The organism is Methylobacterium durans, from assembly GCF_003173715.1.
In the GTDB taxonomy this organism is placed as follows: Bacteria; Pseudomonadota; Alphaproteobacteria; order Rhizobiales; family Beijerinckiaceae; genus Methylobacterium; species Methylobacterium durans.
Genome location: NZ_CP029550.1, coordinates 4,637,163 through 4,660,274 on the forward strand (window position 1 = coordinate 4,637,163; position 23,112 = coordinate 4,660,274).

The 23,112-nt window shown below is 70.6% G+C and carries 20 protein-coding genes; 8 read left to right on the top strand and 12 right to left on the bottom strand.

The window, feature by feature from the left end; genetic code table 11:
- Positions 1-62 precede the first annotated feature (62 nt).
- Positions 63-485 carry a MerR family transcriptional regulator gene (locus DK389_RS21300; RefSeq protein ID WP_109892592.1) on the top strand — a complete coding sequence of 141 codons (423 nt, stop codon included), beginning with the start codon at positions 63-65 and terminating at the stop codon, positions 483-485.
- A 932-nt stretch (positions 486-1,417) separates the two neighbouring features.
- Here DK389_RS21300 and DK389_RS21305 read toward each other — a convergent pair.
- From DK389_RS21305 to DK389_RS32680, 3 genes are all read right to left on the bottom strand, one after another.
- The gene (locus tag DK389_RS21305; RefSeq protein WP_236961027.1) at positions 1,418-2,677 is read right to left on the bottom strand and encodes an outer membrane beta-barrel protein; all 1,260 of its coding nucleotides are present in this window, start codon (positions 2,675-2,677) and stop codon (positions 1,418-1,420) included.
- 691 nt (positions 2,678-3,368) lie between these two features.
- Positions 3,369-3,551: a penta-EF hand family protein gene (locus DK389_RS21310; RefSeq protein ID WP_109892596.1), complete on the bottom strand. Its 183-nt coding sequence runs from the start codon at positions 3,549-3,551 to the stop codon at positions 3,369-3,371.
- Positions 3,545-3,781 carry an EF-hand domain-containing protein gene (locus DK389_RS32680; protein ID WP_162560754.1) on the bottom strand — a complete coding sequence of 79 codons (237 nt, stop codon included), beginning with the start codon at positions 3,779-3,781 and terminating at the stop codon, positions 3,545-3,547. The genes DK389_RS21310 and DK389_RS32680 overlap by 7 nt, the downstream gene beginning before the upstream one ends.
- 140 nt (positions 3,782-3,921) lie before the next feature.
- Between DK389_RS32680 and DK389_RS35305 the strand changes: the two genes are divergently transcribed.
- Positions 3,922-4,197, top strand: a complete 276-nt coding sequence (locus tag DK389_RS35305) for a hypothetical protein (protein ID WP_162560755.1) — start codon at positions 3,922-3,924, stop codon at positions 4,195-4,197.
- Between the two features lie 402 nt (positions 4,198-4,599).
- On the opposite strand, the gene DK389_RS21320 is transcribed toward DK389_RS35305, so the two are convergent.
- From DK389_RS21320 to DK389_RS21350, 7 genes are all read right to left on the bottom strand, one after another.
- Positions 4,600-5,424 carry a ribonuclease H-like domain-containing protein gene (locus tag DK389_RS21320; protein WP_109892598.1) on the bottom strand — a complete coding sequence of 275 codons (825 nt, stop codon included), beginning with the start codon at positions 5,422-5,424 and terminating at the stop codon, positions 4,600-4,602.
- Between the two features lie 95 nt (positions 5,425-5,519).
- Positions 5,520-6,512 (bottom strand): metallophosphoesterase family protein, encoded by a 993-nt coding sequence (locus DK389_RS21325; protein ID WP_109892600.1) that lies wholly within the window; start codon positions 6,510-6,512, stop codon positions 5,520-5,522.
- 93 nt (positions 6,513-6,605) lie between these two features.
- Entirely contained in the window at positions 6,606-8,402 is a 1,797-nt protein-coding gene (locus DK389_RS34425; RefSeq protein WP_236960220.1) for a P-loop NTPase family protein, read from the bottom strand.
- Between the two features lie 65 nt (positions 8,403-8,467).
- Positions 8,468-8,755 (bottom strand): hypothetical protein, encoded by a 288-nt coding sequence (locus tag DK389_RS21335; RefSeq protein WP_109892602.1) that lies wholly within the window; start codon positions 8,753-8,755, stop codon positions 8,468-8,470.
- Positions 8,756-8,796: 41 nt separating this feature from the next.
- Entirely contained in the window at positions 8,797-9,576 is a 780-nt protein-coding gene (locus DK389_RS21340; protein ID WP_109892604.1) for a metallophosphoesterase, read from the bottom strand.
- A gap of 59 nt (positions 9,577-9,635) precedes the next feature.
- Positions 9,636-10,136: a hypothetical protein gene (locus tag DK389_RS21345; protein WP_109892606.1), complete on the bottom strand. Its 501-nt coding sequence runs from the start codon at positions 10,134-10,136 to the stop codon at positions 9,636-9,638.
- A gap of 50 nt (positions 10,137-10,186) precedes the next feature.
- On the bottom strand, positions 10,187-11,266 hold the full coding sequence (locus DK389_RS21350; RefSeq protein ID WP_109892608.1) for a hypothetical protein: 1,080 nt from the start codon (positions 11,264-11,266) through the stop codon (positions 10,187-10,189).
- Between DK389_RS21350 and DK389_RS34430 the strand changes: the two genes are divergently transcribed.
- From DK389_RS34430 to DK389_RS21375, 6 genes are all read left to right on the top strand, one after another.
- Positions 11,265-11,699 carry a helix-turn-helix transcriptional regulator gene (locus DK389_RS34430; protein ID WP_236960222.1) on the top strand — a complete coding sequence of 145 codons (435 nt, stop codon included), beginning with the start codon at positions 11,265-11,267 and terminating at the stop codon, positions 11,697-11,699. The genes DK389_RS21350 and DK389_RS34430 overlap by 2 nt on opposite strands.
- Positions 11,700-12,781: 1,082 nt before the next feature.
- The gene (locus DK389_RS21360; protein ID WP_236960225.1) at positions 12,782-13,792 is read left to right on the top strand and encodes a transporter; all 1,011 of its coding nucleotides are present in this window, start codon (positions 12,782-12,784) and stop codon (positions 13,790-13,792) included.
- Positions 13,793-13,823: 31 nt separating this feature from the next.
- Positions 13,824-14,267 (top strand): low affinity iron permease family protein, encoded by a 444-nt coding sequence (locus DK389_RS21365; protein WP_109892610.1) that lies wholly within the window; start codon positions 13,824-13,826, stop codon positions 14,265-14,267.
- A gap of 40 nt (positions 14,268-14,307) precedes the next feature.
- Positions 14,308-15,168 carry a lipase family protein gene (locus DK389_RS21370; RefSeq protein ID WP_109892612.1) on the top strand — a complete coding sequence of 287 codons (861 nt, stop codon included), beginning with the start codon at positions 14,308-14,310 and terminating at the stop codon, positions 15,166-15,168.
- The gene (locus DK389_RS32690) at positions 15,165-15,323 is read left to right on the top strand and encodes a hypothetical protein (RefSeq protein WP_162560756.1); all 159 of its coding nucleotides are present in this window, start codon (positions 15,165-15,167) and stop codon (positions 15,321-15,323) included. Before DK389_RS21370 ends, DK389_RS32690 begins: the two co-directional genes overlap by 4 nt.
- Positions 15,324-15,522: 199 nt before the next feature.
- Positions 15,523-16,677, top strand: a complete 1,155-nt coding sequence (locus tag DK389_RS21375; RefSeq protein WP_109892614.1) for a YihY/virulence factor BrkB family protein — start codon at positions 15,523-15,525, stop codon at positions 16,675-16,677.
- Positions 16,678-16,708: 31 nt separating this feature from the next.
- On the opposite strand, the gene DK389_RS21380 is transcribed toward DK389_RS21375, so the two are convergent.
- On the bottom strand, positions 16,709-20,068 hold the full coding sequence (locus tag DK389_RS21380) for a UvrD-helicase domain-containing protein (protein WP_109892616.1): 3,360 nt from the start codon (positions 20,066-20,068) through the stop codon (positions 16,709-16,711).
- Positions 20,068-22,728: a PD-(D/E)XK nuclease family protein gene (locus DK389_RS21385; RefSeq protein ID WP_194075096.1), complete on the bottom strand. Its 2,661-nt coding sequence runs from the start codon at positions 22,726-22,728 to the stop codon at positions 20,068-20,070. Before DK389_RS21385 ends, DK389_RS21380 begins: the two co-directional genes overlap by 1 nt.
- Positions 22,729-23,112 lie beyond the last annotated feature (384 nt).

A 23,112-nucleotide genomic window follows, 5' to 3' on the forward strand; every position in this document is an offset into this window, starting at 1 on the left:
ACCTTCCGCGTCGATGGGAAGGGTGCTAATCCCTCTAGCCACTAGAGGAGCAAGGGGATTCGATGAAGCCGCTCGCCATCGGTGCATTGTCCGCGAGAACCGGGGTCAAGATCCCGACCATCCGGTACTACGAGGAGACGGGACTGCTGCCCCGGCCGGAGCGGACGCAGGGGAACCAGCGAACCTACGACGAGGCGGCGGCGCGCCGGCTGCGCTTTATCCGGCATGCCCGCGAACTGGGGTTCGAGGTCGACGCCATCCGGACGCTGCTGGCGCTCGCCGACCAGCCGAACCGCCCCTGCGACGAGGCGGACGCCGTCGCGCGCCGGCATCTCGCCGACATCGATGACCGGATCGCCCGGCTGACAGGATTGCGGACCGAGATCCAGGCCATGATCGACCAGTGCGCACGAGGCCGGATCGAGCAGTGCCGCGTGATCGAGGTGCTGGCCGACCACGGCGAGTGCCTCCACGAGCAGCATTGACCGGCAGGATTCCGGCGCCGACACCGGGCGTCGAGGGCGACCGGACCGGCTCGAAGGACGGCCTCTCCCGCGCGTTTCGCCGGTGCGGCCGGTTCGGGCGCCCGCGAAGCCGGCGACCGGTTGGCGCTCAATGCCCGGGTGACGGGTGCAAGGCCGGCCGGGTCGCCGGCTTCGGCACCCGGCCGCGTCCGGGCGGCTCGATGACACTGCCTGTCGCGTCCGGGACCCGGTCGGTCGCCCGCGCGAAGGCGGGCCGTGGGCTGAGCGGCGCGGCGCCCGCGCCCCCACGTTCGAGTAGGCGCCTACGGCGCCGGGCCACAGAACGATGACCGAGACCACCGCCCACCTGACGACCGTGCCCATTGGCACTGGATCCATGTTGGCCCACCCGGACGGGGCCGGGCAGCGAGCCGCAGACTACACCCGCTTGCCTTCCTTGTAAGCCTTCGGCCGGTTGCCCCGGGCGCCCGGTTTCCAGACGCGCGACGCGATGGCGGCCCCTGTCGCGTGCCGCGTGCCGCGAGGGCTCGATGGGCAAGTCGCCACTCCTGTTCGCCGAGGCCCCTGCCTTGTAACCGCCCGGACCTCCGCGCGTTTCGGCTGGTTGCTGACGCCGGCCAAACCTCACCTCTCACACGGAAACGCCTTCAGTCCGGACGGCCCTGGCGACCGACCGCGCGGGGCCGGCCGTCGGCGCCCGGCACGGTGGCGTTCCGCGATGGTTCGGTCGGCCTTCGCGCCTGAATCCGGTCCCATCCTTGCGCGCACGCCGCACCGCCCGAAGACGCGCGGCACCATCCATCGGCCCCGCGCCGCCGTCGCCCCTGCCGCGAGGACCCCGGGCGGTCCGCCGAGGCGCCGCGCCGCGGGTCCCGCGGGTCCGCCGCGCCCCGTGAGCTTCTGCGGCGCGGGCCACACCTTCGAGATGAGCGCTAGAACAAAATGCCTGTTTCGAGAACGAAACGACCCTGCCGCTTCTTATCTCCGTTTTTCCCGAAGGCCAGGCCGGACGTGGCGTTGACCGCCCTGACATACGAGCACTCGGGACGGACGAAGTAGCGGTCGACTTGGAAGGTTGGCGTTATGGTCGCCGAGAACGCCTTGCTCCCGGGTCCATAAAGAAGGCTCGTTTCGCCGATGCTTTTCTTGCCAGACTGAGCAATGTACTCAATCCTGCCAGCAAGGGATATCTGAGGCGTGAACGAATAGCTCGCAAGCAGAGCGCCCCCGTAGGTGGAGGCAGTGTCGTTGATGCCGAGCGTAAAGTCACGAGGCACGTGGGTGAACTGGACATAAGGCGATATGATCCACGGCCCGGATTTGTACCCGTAGGTCAGATTATAGATGCTGCTGTTATTTTGCAGTAGCGGAGTTGCGACAGTGTCGCGGGCAGAGCGATCAAGGTTCGCACCAGCGCTGACGCTCACCCGGTTTTCCTCGTCAAACTTGTAAACAACCGAACCAATGAGCCAAGTCAGCCTGTCGGAATAAAAGCCATCGTTCAGCGACGCCGTGATCACGGTGGGTCCCTTGCTGTAAGCGATCTGCAGGCCCTTGTTGATGTTGTTGGCTTGGTAGAAGAGCAAGCCCTGCTCGACATTCATGTTCTGGAAGGTGAACGTTCTCTCGCCGCTGAACAGCGAGGGCATTTGGCCGCCCTGAAGGGAAAACTCGTCACTGAGCTTGGCCTTGGCGTAGGCGAGGGGAACGAACCCATACGTTTGCGAGGTCGTGTCAATCGCGCTCGAATTGGGCAGGCCCAAGGCCGGGATAGAGTAGATGCCGGTCTGGACATAGAACTGAACCGGTCCGTCCGCCTTCTGAACGATCATCTGGAGATTGCTGAAATCGACGCGACCTGTTCGGTCATCCGAGGCCGGGTTACCCTGCAGCACGCCGTAGCCGGTCACGACCCCGGACACGCTTATCTTTCCGATTGGGCCGGCCATGAAGGAGGCCGGACGCGGGTCCGCTTTCAGGGGGCCGCTGATCGTCGGCTGCTCCAGCTCGCCCGACTTTTCCGTCTTTGGAACGGAGTCGTCGTCATCGTCGGAGGTCGCCGCCGCGGCCTGCGCGAGGACGATGGTGCAGAGCCCGGCAAGCGCGCACGCCGTCAGGGAGCGGCGGACCCCGGCGAATTTCGAGATGCGGGCGAACGCCGCCCGTGCCGCAAGCGGTTTGCGCATGGTCATGTGGAACACGTGCGTGCCACCGGTTCCGAAGTTGCGGGCCGTAGCAAAATCAGCATCAGGTCCTCGAAGGGCGGAGCTGTCGATGTAACGCCCGAGCTGCCATGTGATACTCGACCGCATTGTCCGAACGGACATGGTTAGGGACATTCGTCCGGTTCGCAGCAGGAATCGACCCCGGAAATAGGTCAACGTCCCCGTCGATTCCCCACGGCACGCGCATGAGCGCGCCGCACACGAAGCCCTGCGCCCAAGCGGAATGCCCGCGCTCAAGGGCTGGGTTGTATCGGATCGCTTCATTGAACCGTGCGCATGTCGAAGCGCCGTGCCCGGCGACCGTCGCGGCTTGAGCCTGGGCAGGGGCAGCGAGCAGGACGCTCAGCGCCACCGACATCCTCCACGTCAAAGACTTGGTCCTTCGCGCAGCAAATCGGGAATTCACGCAGGCAGGGTTGGGCTGCCACTATGCTGCAGGGCCGGGTGGAGACAACGGCGAAGCTTGTGCGCCGAAGTCGAAACGCGGCCGGAGTGCCGTTTCAGGCACACGGAAGCATTCCCGCCCGAGACCACCACAAGCCCGCTGCGCGCCGGAGTGCTGGCGGGGCGTCGCGCGGGCCGCCGGTCGCCGACCCGCGGCGACCGTGTTCTCCCTCTCACCCGAACGGGAGGTCGAGGAACCACCCTGGCGCTCCCGCTACCGGAGCAGCCTTGTCAGGCTCCTGCCGGGCCTCGTGCCGAGTTCGCGCGCGTCGAGCGTGCCGTCGCGGTCGGCATCCGCACGCCTGGACCGCTGCTCGATGACCGTTAGGAACTCCTTCTTATTTAGCGTGCCGGCGCGGTCCGGATCGGCGGCTTTCAGCTCACGGGAGGTCAGCAAGCCGAGGAGTTCCCTGGCGTCGGCCGTCCCGGTCGCGATCCGCTCCGGCGAAGGGGGTGCGAGCCGCAGCGCGCCTCCGTCAGGTCGATGGTCCCGTCCTGGTCCGTGTCGATGACCCGGACCAGGCGTTGCGCGCTCGTGGACCGCGCCTGGGCTTCGGGCGCGGTCACCCCTGTCAGTGGCAGGGCGACGGCCGGCAGGGTGATGCCGGAGCGGATGATGATGTGCACGACGACCCTTCGCTTCGAGGTGCCGCAGCGGACCAACCACATCCGAGGCCCGTGGTTGCCGCCACGCACGAAGCCTCGGATCTCTTCCGTGGACCGTCGGCGGCGAGCAGCATTCGGCCCCGTCGCTGCGGGATGACAGCGTGGCCTCGTCGTCCGCCGGGACGACCCGTCGCCGGGCGACCGAGCGGGATGCGGCGCAGCACCGCGTCGCGCCAGGGATCATGGTGCACGAGCGCGGCGACGGCGCGGAAGAGGGCCCCGCCGTCAGCGTGTTCGCGGCGAGGCCGTGCCACTGCGTCAGGGGGCTCAAGGTCCGGGTCGCCGAACTTCGGGAGGCTGTCGATGCCGCTCAGGTCGACGCCGCGCATAAAGGCGTTGGCGACACCAGGACCCACGATGACGAGGAGCGGGGGTAAAGGGCGGCGTGGGTCGCCTTGGCGTGGCGGTGCAAGGGGCCAGGGTCCTCGACCGGGAGTTGGCGCCCTCGCGCGTGCCGCTAGATCGGCAGGGCGAGGATGACGCCGGCGAGCCCGAAACCTAGGACGAAGTGCGACGACCAGAAGGCGGAGCGCCGTGGCGCCTGCGGGCAGAGGTCCTCAGCGAACGACCCGACCAACCACAAACCAGCAGCAGCCCTGCCACCAGCCACGCGGCACGCGAGCGGCCCGACGGCCACGGTGAGGAGACCCCTGCCGACGAGTGCGATGACCTGCGCGGCGAACAGGTGCCGGTGGGTCCGGTCGGCGAGGACGCTGAGCAGGGGACCGTCCTCACAGGTACTTCGCCAACGCCTTGAACGCGGCGAGCGCCTCGCGCGCTCATCCCTGGGTGGATCTCTCCAGCCCGGACCCGGCAAGTCCCGGTTTCGGCAGCGGAACCAAGGCGGGCGCCGGCCGCGGGGATGACTGCCAGCGGTCCAGGAACGCGCCGAGATGGGGCCGCTCGGCCCGGCTGGCAGCCAAGCAGGAGGCGAGGCTGTCCATGGCGGCGTTGTGCCCGGCGCCGTCCGTCAGGCCGGTCAGCAAGGCCCAACGCGCGTAGAGTGCAAAAAGGTTGAGGACGTCGCCCTCGCAGTACGCACGCACGGCTTCCAGATCGCCTCGCGCCACCATCTCGGCGACCTCGGAGCCGTGCCCCCCGACCTTCCCGGGCAGCCCCATGGCAACCGCCACGTCCTGCATGCCGAGCCGCGTCGCCGCCCCATGGTCGGCGAGTTCCTCCATCAGGTCGCAGTGCCACTCGGAGGAATAGCGGTGCGTGTAGCCGTGCCAGCGGTCGCCCGTCGCGTACCACGCCTCCGCGGAGATGCCGTACATCATCGCCCGCAGCCTGAGCGTGGGCAGGTCGAACCGCCGGCCGTTCCAGCTGACGATCCGGGGTCTCAGCTCCGCGAAGCGCTTCCAGAAGGCCTGGAGCAGCCTGCGCTCGTCCCATCCGGCCTCGCCGCCGCTGCGGCAGCAGCGGACCTCGTAGCGCTCGCCTCGCCCCGGCACGTGCTCGACCGACGCCTCGACCACGGAAATCGCCACCACGCGATGCCAGATGGCCTTGGCAATGAACTGGTCGGACGGCCAATCCGCCGGGACCAAGTCGCCGTCCGGCACCGTCTCGATATCAAGGCACCACAGGGTCTCGTGACGCATGGGATCACCTCTGAAGGGCAGGAGAGCTTGACCGCGCGCGAGGGGGCGTGACGGTGAGGGAACGGGCGGGTCAGGGCCGTCGGGACCGGGCACGGTCAGACCGTGACCACCAGCCCTGCGTCGAAGGCCCGCCCTCCCGGCGCCGGGCGGGGATTGGCGACCACGCGCGTCTTACGGAGGCGAAGGTCGACCGCAGCGGGCACGCGACCGTGAACCCAGAGGGCCGGCGCCCCCCAGGCGTCGAGGACGGCCTCCAGGTCGGAGACCTGCGAGGCCGCCAGCCACTCGTCGCAGAGCCAGCCCGACCAATCGGGAGCGAGCGAACGCGGGGAGGGCGCATGATGCGTCAGCACCACGGCGCGGTCGCCTGCGCCGACCCCGCTGACCAGCGAGGCCGGGGTGGGGCGGAAACCGTGGCGCTGGACCACGATGCTGGCCAGGACGTCCTCGATGTAGGCACGGGAGCGGGCGTGCGCGCCGGCCGCGTCGTGCGGCCCCCAGGGCCGGCCGTCATCGGCCCCGATCCCCTCGGCCTCGACCCAGCGGTGGCGCGCCTGCGTCCGTGCGCAGCCCGCCCGGCTCGCCCCGTGGATGGCCCAGTCGGACCAGAGGGTCGCGCCGACGAGGTGCACGGCATCCCCGGGGCCGCCGAGACGCACCGTCTCGTCGGCCAGGACGGTGATGCCCAATTCCTGTCCCCGCTCACGCCCCGTCCGCAGCGTCTCGGAAACGGAGGTCCCGGTCCGGTACTCGCGGGGCCCAGGCACCAGGATCACGGGCCGCCCCTCATGCCGGCCGCCGAGCGCCGAAGCGAGCCACTCGACCGACCCGCACAGGCCCTCGGCGACGTTGCCGGCGACGAGCATGGCGTCGAACGCGGGCAGGGCCTCCGGCAGCCGGAACGCATCCCCGGCCCGATCCACGTCGAGGTCCGAGAGGATCCAGAGGCGCATCCCGCCGGGCGGGTCGGGCGCCACGGGGGTGCGGGCGTTCGCCGCCGCCGACCGCTCGACGCGTCGACGGTCCAGGCGGCCGTGCCGGAAGACCCACGGCACGAAGTCGTCGTACGCCTTGTCCGGCTGCGGCATCACCCTGTCTTTCCTCGCTGGAGAACCACAAGCCGGTCGGGGCCGCCCCGACGGCGAACCATCCCGGACATCGCCGCCTGCCGGCGGGGCCGATCAATGCCGTCGGGCGGTTCGGTCCCTCACGCGCAGGACCCCGTCCAGCATGCGACGCAGCAGCCTCACCGACCCTCCGCCCCAGCGGGACCGGAGAGCCGCAAGCTCGACCCCATCGACGGCGTGGAACCACCGCGCGTCGAGACCGCGCTCGCGCGCGATGTCGGCGAGCAGCGCCGGCAACAGCCGGTCGAGATGTTCCGGTCCGGGCACGGGAAATTCGACCACCCGGAGCCGGTCGAGCAGGGGACCCGGCAGCGCCCAAGTCTCGTTCGCGGTGAACGCCGTCGAGACCCAGGAGAGGTCGAGTTCGGCTTGGATGCAGGGGTCCGGGAACCGGGACGCGGTCTCGACTTCGAGGAAAGAAATCACGCCATCCCAGAGCCGGCCGTAGTCGCTGCGCACCGGGGCCTTGTCGAGCTCGTCGACGAGCACGAGCGGATTGGCCTGGAGGAATCGGTTCACCGCCATGAACGGCCGGCAGGGCTCGGACGAGTACCAGCGCCGTTCCGTCCCGCCGAACGAGGCCCCGGCGTCGTTCGACCCGTCGACGCGCAGGACCCCGACGCCGAGGAGCTCGCCGAGCCGCCTCAGGAACCGGCTCTTGCCGCCGCCCGGCGGCCCCAGGACGAGCAGGGGGGTCAGGCGGACGAAGGGCCTGCCGATCAGGTCGCGCAGGGCGAAGTCGATGGCCTCCTCGGCTTGCGGGAACTCGCTCAGCAGGATCTGGCGCACGACCGCCAGGTCGGGCGTGCGGATCAGCGGCAGCGGGTGGCCGATGGCGCGCTCATACCCCTTGGTGACATCGCGCCCCTTGCCGGCGCCGGTGGCGCCGAGCCCCCGGCACACGAGCACGTGGCCCTCCGGCACCGCCGTCTCCAACTCCGCGTCCGTCTCGGGTGAGGCGGCCTTGAGCTTGTCCAGCGCGCCCGGCTTGCGCTCGGCGGCCCGTTCCAGGCGGATGCGCTCGTCGGCCCGGGCCCGGCGCTCCACGGGCTGGAGCACGCTCTCGCCGAAGCTCAGCGCCACGCTGCCGATGCTGTCCGAGCCGTAATACCGCAGAGCCTGCCCGACCGCGATGGCGGACAGCCCGAGCGCGAGGGCGCGGGCCTCGACCCGCGCGCGGGCGATGGCCGCGTCCACGGCCTCGCGCCAAGCCTGTCGCTCGGCCTCGGATCGTCCGTCGGCGACGGGTACGACCTGAGCGCCCCCGAACGGGAAGGCGAGGTCCTCGTCGTCGTCATCGTATGCCGCAGCGAAATCCCGCAGGCGCAGGATCGCGGCGGTCTCGTCGATGCGGGGGATCTCGCGCCAGACCGTGGCGGCCAGGCGCTTGGCCGTCTGGGTGTCGCCCGCGGAGGCGGTGAGCAGCAGGACGGCGTCCGCCATCTCCCGCGCCATGGCGGAGTCGTGGCTGGCGGCATACTGGTCGAGGGAGGCGACGACGGCGACAGGATCCGGCAGGGCGAGATCGGCTGGCGGCAGCGCGACGCGCCGGCGTCCGAGCCGGGCGAGGATGCGCATGAGCACGTCGCGCGGGGCTCGGCCGGGCGACGCGGGCGCGGCATCGCCGGGTGACGGTTCCTCGCGCGCGAATTGACCGTGGCCGGAGACATCCTCGGCCCAGGCCTCGACGACCGCCCCGAGCCCCGGATCCATAACCCGGACGTCCCGGGCCAGCGAGGCCGGCACCTGCCCGTAGATGCCGTCGCGGTCGAGCCCGGCGCGCAGGACGCGAGGCAGGTGGCGCAGCACGACACGGTGTGCGAGCTTCGGGGGCATGTGAGGCGTGTTCAAGGGTGCAGGGATCCGTTTGGGCTGGGGATTTCGCGAGGGTCGAGCGGCGGCACGGCGTCCCGCGCTCAGCGCGCGCCGGGCCATCCGAGGCGGACCCATCCTTCCTCGGTCAGGGCCCATCCCAGCCGCGGGTCGAGGGCCCACATCCGCCTCGTCAGGACCGCCCGGTCGCCGACGGTGCCCAGGATGGCGGGGGACGACAGCGCGGCGGGCGCCCATCCATCGACGACCGGACCCCAGGCGAGCTCCCGCTCCGTCGGCGAGACGCCCGAAACCACGCGGTCCAATCGGCCGAGGAGGGTCCGAAGCACAATGACCTGCTCGGGCAAGTCAGCGGGCAGGTAGCAAGCCATGGCTGGTCCTTTGCTGGGGGGGCCGCGGAGCGGGCCGGGACTCAGGCCCCGACCTCGATGACGAGGTCGGGCGAGAAGCCGGGGTTCTCCGAGCCGTAACCCTTCGGGTTGCAGACGACCCGGGTGGCCCCGACCACGTAGTCGCGGCTGGCATGCACGTGACCGTGCAGCCAGAGCGCCGGCCGGTGCGCCTCGATCAAGGGGCTGAGATCGGAGACGAAGGCGGGGTTGAGCGGATCCCCCGCGAAGGCCGGGGCGACCGAGGCCGGCGCCGGCCCGTGATGGGTGACGACGACCTGGGGCAGCCCGTCCGGGTTCTCGCCGAGCGCGGCGTCGAGGTAGGCACGCGAGGCCTTGTGCAGGCCGAGGGCCTCCTGGGGCCGAAACCGCCGCCACTCGGGCTGCTTCGTCCAAGTGATCCTCCGATGGTCGTTGAGCCCCCTGCGGGCGGTCTCCATCGCCGCCGCCCGGCGCTCGATCCCGTCGAGGGCGTAGTCGGTCCACAGGGTGGTTCCGCAGAACCGCACGCCGCCGAGCGTGACGACCGCGTCTTCGAGGAGGTGCATGCCGGCCGCGGCGGCGGCCGCGCGGCCCCGGTCGAGTTCCTCCCCGTGCGTCCGCCGGTAGAACGAGTGGTTGCCGGGCACCATCACGACCGGCATGTGCGGTCCGATGGCTTCCGCGGCCCAGTGAACCGCCTCGGGCAGGCCCTCGCAAACATCGCCGGCCACGACCGCGACGTCGGCGACCGGGACGGTGACCGGGTCCCAGGGAGCGCCCCCGACGTCACGGTGGAGGTCGGACAGGAGCCAGATGCGCATGACGGTTTCCTTCCATCGAGGCGTGAAGCGGAGGGAGGCGGACCAGCGGCCCGGGCGGGTCAGGGTCCGCTGCCGTGTCCGGCTGGCCGTGCGCGTTGCGCGGGCGGGACGCGCGGCGACCAGGCGGCCCAACGGTCCGCCAGCACGGCCAGGTGACGGTCGTCCGGGCGCCGGCGCGCCAAGCGCCGGAGCGCGGTCGCCAGGATGACCGGCGCGGTCCGGTCCCCGCGCAGCGCCTGCACCAGCAAGCCGCTCGCGGCCGTGTCGGCGGCGGGACCGGTCACGCCGTGCACGCGCAGGACGGTGAGGGCGACGCGCGCCATCGCGGCCGGGTCGCCCCGGAGCGCCGCCTCCCAGCGCCGCCGGCTGCACGGCGGCTCGACCACCCTCAGGACCATGAGGAGCGAGCGCGCGGTCGCCGGGCCCAGGGCCTGGGGCGGCACGACCCGCCAGAGACGGAGCATGGGCGGCGCGCGCCGGAGCGCGGCCGCGGCCGAGGGGCAGGGACGGGCGGGATCGGCCGGGCAGGCGGCACGGCGCCCGGGGGAGGGGCGGGTCATGGTCGGCGACTCCGGGTTGGCGTGCGGGGCGGGCGAGGGGCGGGCGCTCCTCACTGGAGCGCGGCGCCGGCCGCCGTCTCGGCCGGGGTCCCGAGCCGGTACAGGCGCGAGAGGGTCCGGGCGAAGGTCCTACCATCGGTGGCGAAAACGGCGGTGGTGAGCGTGCGGCGGCCCGACGGGATCGTGGGGTGCCCGAACGACACGCCGGCGATCACGGAAGTTTGCGCAGGCTGGAAGCTCCAGGCCTCCATCAGCGGAGCCTGCACCAGCTCCTCCAGGGTCGGGCCGCCCAGCTCCAGCGCTTCCAGCCCGTCGGCGAGGTCGCGCAGCCGCTCGGACAGCCGACGCTCGTCGGCGGTGATCAGCGTCGGCGAACCGAGCCCGAGCGACCGGGCGAAGCTCTCGCTGTCGAGGCACGCGGCGAACGGGTCGCCCGCGGCCGCCTCGACGGCGGCGAGCAGCAGGATGCCCTGGCGCAGCGTCCGGGCGAGGGGCTGTCCCGCGGCGATGGCGGCGGCCTCGGCCCGGGTCGGGACGGGCAGCGCCACGGGCAGGAACCTGAACCCGTCCGCAGGCGCACCCCGGTCGAGGAGCGGGCGCATCGCGCCCTCGAAGCGGACGGTGTCCGGACCGCCGCCGGACCGTCCGCATCCGAGGAACCAGACGGGCGCTTGGCGCTCCGGCGTGCGCTCACCCGCGACGGGATGGGCTTCCTCCGCCCCGCTCCCGACGCGGTCGTGCAGGAGACGGGCGATGGCCGAGGCCGCGAGGCGCTCGTCCAATGGGTTCGGTCCCACCGCGACGACCGCGAGGTCCGCCCTCTCCCGGATGTCCCGTCGCGCGAGCCAGGCCAGCGGGAGGTCCAGGACGATGTCCCGGTCCTCGGCGGCGGCCTCGGCGATGAGGGTCTCGACAAGCGCCGCGTCCGGAGCGTCGCTCCCCGCGGCCGGCCACTCGACGATGCGCAGGGCCTCTGGCATCGTCTCCGGGATTCGGGCCAGGCCGTGCGTCGACCCGGCGATCCTCAGCATGGTGGCGGGGCGGGCCGCGGCGGCGAGGGCGAAGGCCGCGAGCAGGGCGGCGTGGGTCGCGGCCGAGCGGCCGTCGAGCCCGTAGAAGGCGTAGAGCATGGTGCATTCCCATCCCGAGCGATCCGAACAGGCCAAGGGCGCCGGTGCGGACGAACATCCGCACGGGGGCGACCCGGCCCGATCAACGAAATGGAATTATACCACGGGTGTAAAATTATATCACCGGGGAAACAAGTCGCCACTCGACCTTTCGCTCCTCACGGTTAACGAGCTTCCGGCCGAGGAACGCCTGCCGGGGATCGTCTGCCAGGCCGCGCGCGATCTGCTCGGCCTCACGCAGCAGGACTTCGCGCGGTTGTCCGACGTCAGCAAGAAGACCATCAACGACTACGAGAACCAGAAACTGGAGCCCGGCCGGCGCATCCTGCGTGCCCTTCGCGAGACCCTGGAGCGGGAGGGCGCCCGCTTCTATGTCCTCGGCGACGCGATAGGGGTCGTCGCGAGCCGGGCGTGCGTCCCCGGCCGCGGGTGAGCCTTCCTCGGCGGCCGCAATCGTGCCGGCTTTCGGGCGCCCGTGGCATCGAGGCTCGGCCACGTGAAACGCCCGTACGCCACCGCGTGGCTTGCCGGCAGGGCTGGGCGGACGCGAGCGTGGGCCGGCGGCGGGGAGCGCTGCCATCGGCGCATCGCATGCCGCTTACGCGGCTGGCACGGCGAGACATGATCTCGGACTCAATGTTGCGCTTTCAGGCCCAAAGTTCCGCTTGAGATCAACTTGAAGTAAGACGGGGCCGATTCCGGATGGAGGCGGCCTCGTTTACGTCGAGCCATGGCTAAATTCGGTCTTCGTGGCCGACATTTCAGCTCGCAGCGCCCGTGGTGTCGGTTCTGTCCCAAGGGCACGCGATATCCCGCCGAGCTGGGTCGAGGCCAGCCGCTGGTAAGGCAAGGTCGGCGATTTGGAGACCCTCCGGCCAGGCAAGCTCCGGGAAAATCTGCGCAAGCGTATCGCTTGCGGTCGGCCGCTCTAGGAACTGGACGACGGCGCTACACCGCCACGGACCGCTGGCTCGGCCGCAGGACGCTCGACGCCAACGAGACTGCCTGACGCTTACGCCCGGCCGGCGCTTCGGGGCATGCTGGCGGCAGGTCCAGGCCCCAGGGCGTGACCCCACGCGATCCGGCGCGAGCGGTCAGTTTCCTTCGGACCGGCGCGTCGCTCGGGCGCGTTCCAGGGAGGCTGCCCTGCGACGTTCCTCGCGCAACACCTCGATGGTCGGCTGCCACCAGCCGCGCTCGGTCCCGGCTGGACCCGCCTCTTCCCGCGTGGGCCATGCCCGGACCAATTCGTCGTGCGCCGGTCTGCGCCGGTTCGCCCAGATAAGTGTGCGGGTGCCTGCCGCCCCGATCCGCTTCCTCCTATCGAGAGACGGAGCAAACCCCCGCCGCGGCAACGGTAACGTGACCGCCGGCGTTAGGAGAGCCACGTCACATGGAAGTCAACGGTGCCCCTTCGCGCTTTCCTGCCGGTCCGTAATCCAGCCCTCGCCCGGTACTGCTCTCTCGTGGCAGTGCCGACCGCGTGAGGCAGGTCGACAGGCCGGGAGCCCCACCATGAATGCTGTCCCGTCCACGGCCCCGCTGACCGGCCTGCTCTGGGCGATGTCCTTCGATGGGGACGGGTGTGGCCGAATACTCGCCCCCGCCGAGGCGCTGCCGGACCTCGACGCCTTCGGCAGCGGCTTCCTGTGGCTGCACTTCGAGCTCACGGCGACCGATCTCAGCCATCTCGTCGACGCGGGACACGTCGGTCCCCGCCCGCTCGCCCAGGCCGTGTTCAGCGGCGACGAGCATCAGAGAGTGACCGTCGAGGCCGGGTATGTCGGTGGCGTGGTGGCCGACTTGCCCCGACCCGGAGCCCGGCCCGATGCCTCCGGCCGGCTGCACTTCGTCATGGGCCCGCGCGCGCTGGTCAGCGGCCGACGGGGCTTGGTCGAGAGCCCGGACGCGACCCGGGCCGGCGTCGAGGGCGGGCAGCCCATCCTCTCGCCCGCGCTGCTCCTGGAGACGATGGTCGGGCACGTGGTCGCCGCCATGTCCGCCACGGGCCAGCGGCTCGCCGAGGAGCTCGACGGCATCGAGGACCGCGTCCTCGATGGGCATGCTGGCGACGACAGGCGCCGCCTCGGCCCGATCCGAAGGAACGCGGTGCGGCTGCACCGGCAACTGCTCGGGCTCGCCGCCGTGTTCCACCGCCTGGAGGAGGACGACGCGGCCCGACACCTGCACGGACCGGCCGTAGAGGCCGCGGCCCGGCTCTCACAGCGGCTCGACGCCCTCGACAGGGATGTGAACCTGCTAGCCGAGCGGGCCCGGCTCCTGCAGGAGGAGGTCGCGGCCCGGGTGGCGGAGGAGAGCAACCGCCAGCTTTACGTGCTCTCCATCCTCTCGGCGCTGTTCCTGCCGCCGACCTTCATCACCGGCATCTTCGGGATGAACGTGAAGGGCTTACCCCTCGCGGACGACCCACAGGGCTTCCTCATCGTCATGGCCCTGTCCGTCGCCTCCGGGGCGGCGACGTACGGCATCATCCGGGCCCTCGGCATCCGGCCGCCGCGTGATTGATGGGCGAGGCTGCCCAATCGGAGACCCTCCCATGTCCGCTTCACGTGCCTTCAGCGATTTCGCCGGAAGGGTGGCCAAGCTGTCAGGCCATCCGGTCGCCTTCGCGCTCGGCGCAGCCTGCGTCGTCGCCTGGGCCGTGAGCGGTCCCTATTTCCGCTTCTCGGACACCTGGGAACTGGTCATCAACACGGGCACGACCATCGTGACCTTCCTGATGGTGTTCCTGATCCAGAACTCGCAGAACCGGGACGGGGCGGCCATCCAGGCCAAGCTCGACGAGCTCATCCGGGCCAGCGCGGCCCAGAACCGCTACATCGGCATCGAGCACCTCACGGAAGAGGAGCTCGACGACCTGCGGCAACGCTGCGAGACACGGGGCCGCGCCGAGCGCCTCGACGATGCCGAGGAGGCCGCCAACGAGGCCGAGGCGCGTGGCCGGGAGAAGGCCGCGCGGGCGGCGGCACGCGTTTCTTAGGTTCGAACACCACCACCGTCCCGAAGGCGAGCGGCCTGGCATGATCATCGGCATCCATGGCTTGGAGAACAAACCGCCGCTCGACGAGAAGATGCGCTGGTGGAAGGCCGCCCTCGTCGAGGGCTTGAAGCGCAATTGCGGTTCGAAGGCGGACGAGATCCCGTTCGAATTCGTCTACTGGGCCGACCTGCGCTACGACCGGCCCATCCTGTCGGACGAGAACAAGGAACCCTACCATCCCGACACTGGAACCGGGCCGTTCCCGAGGCCGGACCTGGACGAGACCCAGCCCGTCAACGCGGTTCTGGAGACCGTCTACGAGGGGTTGGATTGGGTCCAGTCCAAGACCGGCGTCACCCCGGTCGACGACATCATCCTGAAGACCCGGTTCGACGATCTATGGCACTACCAGTCCGAGACGGGCTTCGCGCAAGAGGTGCGAGGCCGCCTATGCGTGCGGATCAAGGCCAGCTCCGGGCAGCCAGTCCTTTTGGTTGCGCACTCGATGAGATCGATCATCGCCTACGATGCCCTGAGGATGCTCGAACGCGACGAACCATCTGTCTTGGTGGACCACTTCGTGACGCTCGGGTCGCCGTTGGGATTGGCAGAGGTGAAGCTGAAGGTCGCCGAAGAGCATGGGGAGGTGCGCGTGCCGAACAACGTCGGGCGTTGGACCAACCTGGCCGACAGGCGGGACATCGCCACCGTGGCTGGCGGGCTGGCTGACGATTACGCCCCGAACCGGCATGGGGCCTCCGTCCGCGACAGCGCGGTCGTGAATGCGTATCGACGCCCGAATGGCGAGCCCAATCATCATAAGTCATATGGCTATCTCAGGACGCCGGAATTATCGGCGATTGCCCTGAGGTTCACGACCGGCCGCCCGGCCGGCGGATGACCATCGCGCAAGTCTGTCTCATCATCGCCCTCAACCTGCTGGCCGGCACCTTCCTGGCTTGGCACCAGCGCCCCCGAAGCAGCGCCTCGGGCGGCCTCCTCCTGCTCGCGATGATCCTCCTGGGCTTCGCGTTGATGTGGCGGTCGCTCCCCTGACGTGCAGAGCTCGGTGCCCGCTGCGTTCGGCCAGTCCGATGCCGTCGCATCACTCCGGCGATTTGGCTCACCGCGTTTTCGCCTGGCCTGCACCCCGATATTCGTGAATACCAGTAAGCCCTTGCAGCAACGAACGGACGATGCGCACGTTGTTTGGTCGGCCGAGCCTTCCGCTTAGGCACCACCAGCAGGCCGGCCCATGACGGATACTACCAAAACACCTCCGCGTAGCTCGTCCTCCGCAGCCACATCCATGGCGTGGACGATGATCCTCGGGACCGCGCTTCTCGGGGTCGTGGCGCTCCCGCGCCGCGGCTCCTCGCCGCCAAGGGCGAGAGGCACGAGCCAACTGGGTGCCGAGGAGGGGCCGGCGGCGCATGAGGGTCGTGCGGCCGAGCGTGTCGCCGGCACCGAGGCGGACCGGGGCCGCAAGGCCGAGAGCCCGACCGAGATCCCGGCCAAGGGCTGGTGGGACATCGGCAAGCGCGTGCTGCAGGAGTTCGGCAACGACCGCGTGCTGCTGGTCGCGGCCGGCGTCACTTTCTACGCGATCCTCGCCCTGTTCCCGGCCATCGGCGCCCTGGTCTCGATCTACGGCCTCGTCGCCGATCCCGGGACCATCAACGACCAGCTCGCCAGCCTTCAAGGCATCCTTCCCAGCGGCGCCCTCGACATCGTGGGCGAACAGGTCAAGCGGATCGCGGCCAAGGGCGGCGGCACCCTCGGCTTCACCGCCGCCTTCGGCATCCTCCTCTCGATCTGGAGCGCCAACGGCGGCATGAAGGCAATCTTCGACGCGCTCAACATCGTCTACGACGAGAAGGAGAAGCGGAACTTCATCTGGCTGAACCTGCGCTCGCTGAGCTTCACCGCCGGCGCGCTCCTCTTCGTGGTCCTGGCCCTCGTCGGCATCGTGGTAATTCCGGCGGCCCTGGCCTTCCTGAACCTGGGCTCGATGGAATGGGTCATCGCGCTGCTGCGCTGGCCGATCCTGTTGTTGGTGGTCCTGGGAAGCCTCGCGCTGCTCTACCGCTACGGTCCGAGCCGGGACACCGCGCAGTGGCGCTGGGTGACGTGGGGAAGCGGCGTGGCCGCCTTCCTCTGGATCGCGGTCTCGGCTCTCTTCTCCTGGTACGTGTCGAGCTTCGGCAAGTACAACGAGACCTACGGTTCGTTGGGGGCCATCATCGGTTTCATGACCTGGATCTGGATCTCGACGACCATCGTGCTCGTTGGCGCCGAGCTGAACGCGGAGATGGAGCACCAGACGGCCGAGGACACCACCACGGGCAGGCCCGAGCCACTCGGCACACGCAGGGCAAAGGTAGCCGACACGGTGGCAGCATCGGCCTGAGACCGTCCGGGTGCACCGACCCCGAAGTCGGTCATCGCGGCGCATGGGTCACTGGGACGACCCGGCCGCTGGTCACCAGGACAATCAGGCCGAGCCGCGCGCCCGTCGCGAAAAGGTATCGAGCCACCTGATGCCGGTAGTCCGTCAGGACCGCATCCGAAGGATCCACGTCGCTTTTCCAATCGACCACGACGTCCGGCCGACCGGTCGCATCATGGGTCATGGCGTCCACCACGCCCGCCGTTGCCTGGTCCTCGTCGGCGAGGCTCTCGAATCCGAAGACGGGCAACTCGGCCCGGAGCCGGTCGCGGATCTCGGCAATCTGGGGAATGCGGAGCGCCCTGGACACGCTGGCCGCAACCTCGGCAAGGTCCAGGGCGGTCCCGAGAGTGCCCGCGGTCCCGAGGCCGAGCTGCTGGGCGAGGACGGTGGCGCGCTGTTCGAGCCCGTCGCCTTCGCTCGACTCGCCCGTCAGGATCTCCTCCATCAGCTTGTGGATCAGAATGCCTCGCTCCCGGCTCCCCTTCGGCAAATCCGCGGGCGATGGGCCAACATCCGATCCGCCCTCAACCATGTCCGGCGGACCGAAAGCCGTCGTGCCGATGTCATCGCCGCGACTGGGGACGATCCAGGTCAACCGGCGTCGCCCGGCGACGGCAGCTGCCTCGGCGGCGAAGACCTCCCGCGTCTGACCATTCTCGCGCTGCGGCGCGATGGACGGTGTCCCGACCGGCAACCGATCCAAGTCAATGGCGGGCAGGTTGTCCAGGCCGAGGTCGATCACGGACGACCAAGACGTGCTCCCCCCCGGCTCGGAGAACCGCGGCAGCAGCAGCGTCTCCCGGGCTCGCGTGGCCGCGACGTACCAGAGGCGGACGCGCTCGTTGCCGACCTCGCGCTTCTCGTTCTCAAGGGCCTCGTCGTACCCGGCGGGCCGCACCCCGAAGACGGGGCAGTACAGGCAGTTCGAGGCGCGGTCGACCAGCGCCCCCGAGACGGACTTGGTCCTGGTGGAGGTGTTGATCGGGATCACGACGGGCCATTCGAGCCCCTTCGACGCATGCATCGTGAACAACGAGACCGCGGCCTCCTGCGCGTCCGGCCTGCCCTCCACGGTGCGCGTCCGGCCTTCCCACGCCGCCTTCATCGCTCCGGCGAATGCCCGCAGACCACGGACCGCGAACGGTCGCGACATCTCCAGGTACAAGTCGATGTTGGCGAGAGCCCGCTCGGCGTGACCGTCATGCCGGTGCAAGACCACCGGACGCAGCATCAGCGCATCGACGGCTTGGCTGAGGATGTCGTGCGGCGTGGTGCCGAGCGCCCGCCTGGCCAAGACCTGCAGCCGTTCCAGGACGAGCCGCGCAACCGGATGCTGCACCTGCACGACGTCGATATGTAGCCGCAACTTGGGTAGGCTGTCCGGACGCTCCAGGTCACGTGGCAGCCCATCAACGAGGTCGAGCAGCTCCTCGTCGGTCAGGCCGACGGCCGGTCCGCGCAGCAGGGCCCCGAGCGCCAGCGTGTCGCGTGGGTCGGCGAGCACCCGCGTCAGCGCGATCAGGTCGTGCACCTCCTGACGCCGGAAGAAGCCCTTGCCGGCTTGCGTGGAGACCGGGATGCCCCTCGCTTCGAGAGCCTCCTCGTAACGCCACAGGTCGCTCCCGCTCGGTGCCAGCAACGCGATGTCGCCGGCCCGGAGCGTGCGGCTGCCTTCGCGCTTGCAGGTGACGAGCTGGTGTCCGATCAGCCGGGCGCAAAGGTCGGCGACGGCTTCCGCCTCCGCATCGCGAAGCGCCTCCGCACCCTGCCTTGCCCCGTCGGCGCTGGCCGACACATCCAGGGCCGCGATGCAGGGGCCGCGGTCGTGATCGGGATGGTGGGCTTCGAGCGACGTGAACCCGGGCTGGCCGGTCCCGTTCAGGATATCCCTGAAGCGCTGGTCCACGTATCCGAGGATCGAGCGGCAGGACCGGAAGTTGGTCGAGATCGAGACAACGCCGTCCGGCGATTGCGCGAGGATGCAATTGCGCGCGCGGACGTAGGTCGAGACGTCCGCGCCGCGGAAGCGGTAGATCGCCTGCTTCGGGTCGCCGACGAGGAAGAGCGCGCCCGGTCGGAGCACACGCTCCGTCCAGACATCCGCGGCCCCGATGGGCAGCTCGCCGCACAGGCGCCAGAGGATCTCCGTCTGCAACGGGTCGGTGTCCTGGAACTCGTCGACCAGGACGTGGGCGTAGCGGCGCCCCAGCGCCTGCCGGACAGTCTCCTGCTCTCGGAGCAGCCTGGCGGCCGCGGCGATGAGGTCTTCGAAGTCGAGCAGGGCGCCGGCGCGCTTGCGGGCTTGGTAGCGGTCCAGCACGGTTCGCACCAACGGAGTGAGCCGGCCCAGGAGCTCGCTGGCGGCGTTGGCCTTGAGACGACGCCAGGCCTCGCAGCAATCGACATGCAGGCGCTCGGCCGACGCCTGGAGCCGATAGGCCTCGGCTTTCGGGAGCCCGACCAGCTTCGCCGCATCCGTCCACTTGCCCTTGCCGCCACGATACTTCGCGAAGTCACCGTCGGCCTTGCACAGGCTCGCCTCCGCCGGCGCCGTCAGGATGGCGACGAGTTCGGCGTCGCCGATGGCACCCGTGCCGGACAGCCGAGCGGCCATAGCCTGGAACGCCCCCACGTTCGCGCGGGTCTCGGCCTCGGGCACCGGGCATGACCGCTGGAAGTCCCCGAAGGCTCGCACGCTATCGCCGAACGCCCGCACCAACGCGGGGAGGGGCTCCGCCGGCGCGGTGCCCACCGCGCGTCCGTCACGCAGGCAGCCGGCCACGCGGTCGATGGCGGACAGCCCGGCGTCCGGATCGGCCAGCACCATCTCCGCGATGAGCCCGCCGCGCCCGGAGAGGCTTTCCCGAAGCCACTCGTCGCGCAGGTCCTGGAAGATCCCGTCCGCCTCCGCCTCGTCGGCGATCCGGGCACCTGGATCGATGTCGGCCTCGACCGGATAGGGCTTGACCAGGCGCTGACAGAACCCGTGGATGGTCGTGCAGGCCAACTCGTCGAGGTGCTCGCCTGCCGCGGCCAAGTGGCTCCGCTGTACCGGGCTCAGCCCGTCCGGGAGGACGACCCGCAGCTCCTCCGGGACCTGGCCCTCGACCAAGCGCCCGACGACCTCGCCGACGCGCTCCAGCAGCTCGCTGGCGGCAAGCTCGGTGAAGGTGACGGCCGCGATCGCCCCGGGGACGGCGCCCGACGCGAGCAGCATGGCGATGCGGCCGGCCATCAGGGCGGTCTTCCCGGACCCGGCGCCGGCCTCCACGAGCAGCGACCTGTCGTGGGCGGTGACGGCGAGCGCGCGTTGGGCCGCGTCGGCGAGCCCCCGGTCGTGGGCGGTCATCAGGCAGCCTCCCAGACGCGGGCGGCCTCGCCGAGCGTCGTCCTCACCAAGTCATGCTTGCGCCGGCAGTAGGTCTGGTCGGCGTTCGCCGGCAGCGCGAAGGCCAGGTCGTTCCAGGGATCCTGGGCATCGGGGCCGGCGAAGGCGTGGCCGGCCCGCAGGCTCTCGCGGGCGGCGAGGAGGTAGGCGGCCAGGCCATCGAGCGCATCGTCCGGCTGGTCGAGCCGGATGCACAGGCCTTCGTGCGGGAAGTGCAACGACGCGTCGATTGACACATCCGACCCGAGAAGGACGCGCGTGGCGTAGCCGTACAGGCAACGCTGGAGTTCCCGCCCCCCGGCGAGCACGGTGTCCGTATCGCACGGCTTGCCGGTCTTGTAGTCGCGGACCCTGGCGGTGCCGCGGTCGTGCGACAGGTCGAGCCGGTCGATGTAGCCCGAGATCCGGAACCCGGTGCCGGGTATCGTGACGGGCGCCTCGAAGTCCCAGGGCAGGGGGTGGTGATCCCGCTTCGGTGGCTGCCCTCCGAACGGAACCTCGACCCAGCTCTGTTGCCCTGCGAGGGACTCGTCCGGGTGGGTGAGGGCGGCCAGCGCGAGCGCGCCGGTTCGGTCCAGGGTCTGGCGCCAGATCATCCGGGGCGGGATCGGCCGTTCGCGTTCCCAGCCCCCCGCGACGGCGTCGAGGGCCGCGGCCAGCGCCTGGCGCCGGCCCCCTTCCGTCGCCCGGGCGAAGCCTCCGTCCGCCTCCAGCGCGAGGACCGCGCGTTCGAGCACCTCGTGGACAAGGCTGCCGAAGGCACGATGGTCGAGCGTGAGGGGTTCCTCGGCCGGGTCGGCCGCCCCCAAGCCGAGACCGTAGGTCCAGACGAAGCCCAGGGGGTCGCGCAGGAGCTTGCGCAGCGAGCTGGCGGAGTGGGTGCGGCCTAGGATGGCGAGCACGACCGGGTGGTCCGGCCGGACGCGCCCGTCATGCGGGGTGAGTTCGGCCCGGCCCCACGCCCTCCAGCAGCTCGACGCGGACCGAGCCTGGGCCGTCGCACGGAACTCCTCCGGCCTGGCCATCAGCCGGTCGAGCTCGCCGACCGCGTGGGGCGGGATGCGATTGCGCCCCAGATAGGCCTCGCCCGCGCCGAAGTCGCGCAGCAGCGGACTCCGGCCGAGCAGCCGTCCGTCGGGACCGCGCCGCGGCCGGGACAGCACGACGGCCTTGGCGCTGGTGGCCAGGATCGCGTGGAAGTCGCTCCTGTCGGACAGCGGCCTGGGAAAGGGGTCGAGGACGCGGGACGGAACGAGGTGGTCCGACAGCAGGCGGTCTTCGGAGCTCACCTGGGGCCAGCCCCGCGAGCTCAGCCCGAGCAGGCGCACGAAGCGCCGCGGCGCGGCGGCCAGCGCCGAGGCGGGTGCCCAGACGACGGAAGCGCAGGCATCGGCCCCGTCGTCGATGCGCAGTCGCCCCAGGGTCAGGTCGATCACGGCGGCCGCCCCCTCGATCAGGGCCTTGCGCCAGATCCGGAGCGCCAGTCCGTGGAGGAATTTCTCGCCGGCCTCCGCGGCGGCCGACGGTCCCCGCGCCAGCATGCCCACGATGTCTCGCAACGCGCCGGTATGGTCATGTCCGTCGTTAAAATCGCCAGCGCCGAGTCCCGAGAGCAGCCGCTCCCAGGCCCTGAGATCGGTCAGGGGCGCCTCCCGCGGAAGAATGCGGGTCCAACGCTCCGGAAGCGACGCGAACGGTCCGGGCCCCTCGCGCAGCAGGGCGGCCAGGCGGCGGATGCCGTCCTGCGAGATCCCCCGGATCAGGATGTCGGCCAGCGCCGCCGCAGCCTGCCCCTCGCGGACGCTGGCCGCGGGCACGCCGTGGACGAAGCGGACGTCGAGGTTTGCCTCCGCGCGGAGCGCGAGCACGACGTCGTCGTACTCCTCGGTCCGGCACGCCGCGACCGCGATGTCCGCCGGCTCCGCCTGCCCGGACGCCATCAATTCCCGGGCCCAGCGCAGCGCCTCCAGGACCTCGTGCCTCGGCGTCGCCGCGCTGCAGACCGCGACGACCGGGTTTTCCGGCTCGGCGGTGACGACACGGATGCCGGCCGCCCGGACCCAGTCCGGAACGGCGCGGGGGCCCGCCACCCACGTCACCGGCACGTGGTCCACCAAGGCGGCGACGGTCCCGCGCCAGCAGGGCGCGATGTCGGCGAGACCGACGATCTCGACGGGCCCGAGAACGTGCGGCGCGTGGAGGAGCCGCGCCCGCGCGCCCTCGGCAAGGTCGACGGGGCGCATCATCCCGACAGGCAACCTGGCGAGGACGGCCTCCTCCAAGCGGTGGACCGAGGCGATCCGGTCGGTGGGGGTTGCCGCCCGCGACAGATCGAAGGCGGCCAGCCAGGCCTTCCGCAGGGTTTCCGCGGCGGCGTCGATCATTCCGGGCAAGGCCTTGATGGGATCGAGTTCGCCGAGATCGGTATCGGTGAGCACAGTGCCGAGAATGCCCTTGAGCGTCTCGTCGTCGACCGGTCGCGCGAAACCGCCGGCGAGGCGCGCGACCATGCGGTCGACCGTCATGAATTGGACGCCGTGCTCGCATCGGCGTGCCGCCGCCAGCCGGCCGTCCGCCATGGCGAGGCGCCCTTGGATCACCACCGTCCGGCGCGCCACCATGCGAATCACCCCCCCGACCGTAGATCGCCACTCATCTCCGCCACAGGTGAAGAAACGGTCAAGCTCGCGCATGCCATTCCCAGGCTGTCCGAAGCCTCGAATTCCGGTCGGACGGGTTGGCAACCCAAGCCCTGGGGGAGCGGCAGCCTGTCCGCGATCAGCGCGCCCGTTTTCCGTCCGCGGGATTCGACTGCGGTCTCGCTCCCAAACCCCGGGCCGGCATCCCTTGTCTTCTCGGCCGGTCTGGGACTCGGCCCTGTCTCGGCGCACGGAGCTCAAGGCTGCGGCGCTGGATGGCACTTGGGGAGAAGATGCCGGACTGTCTCGACGCTTGCCCCGCCGATCTGCCAAGCCACTGCTATCGGACCACACCGGCCCGCGAGG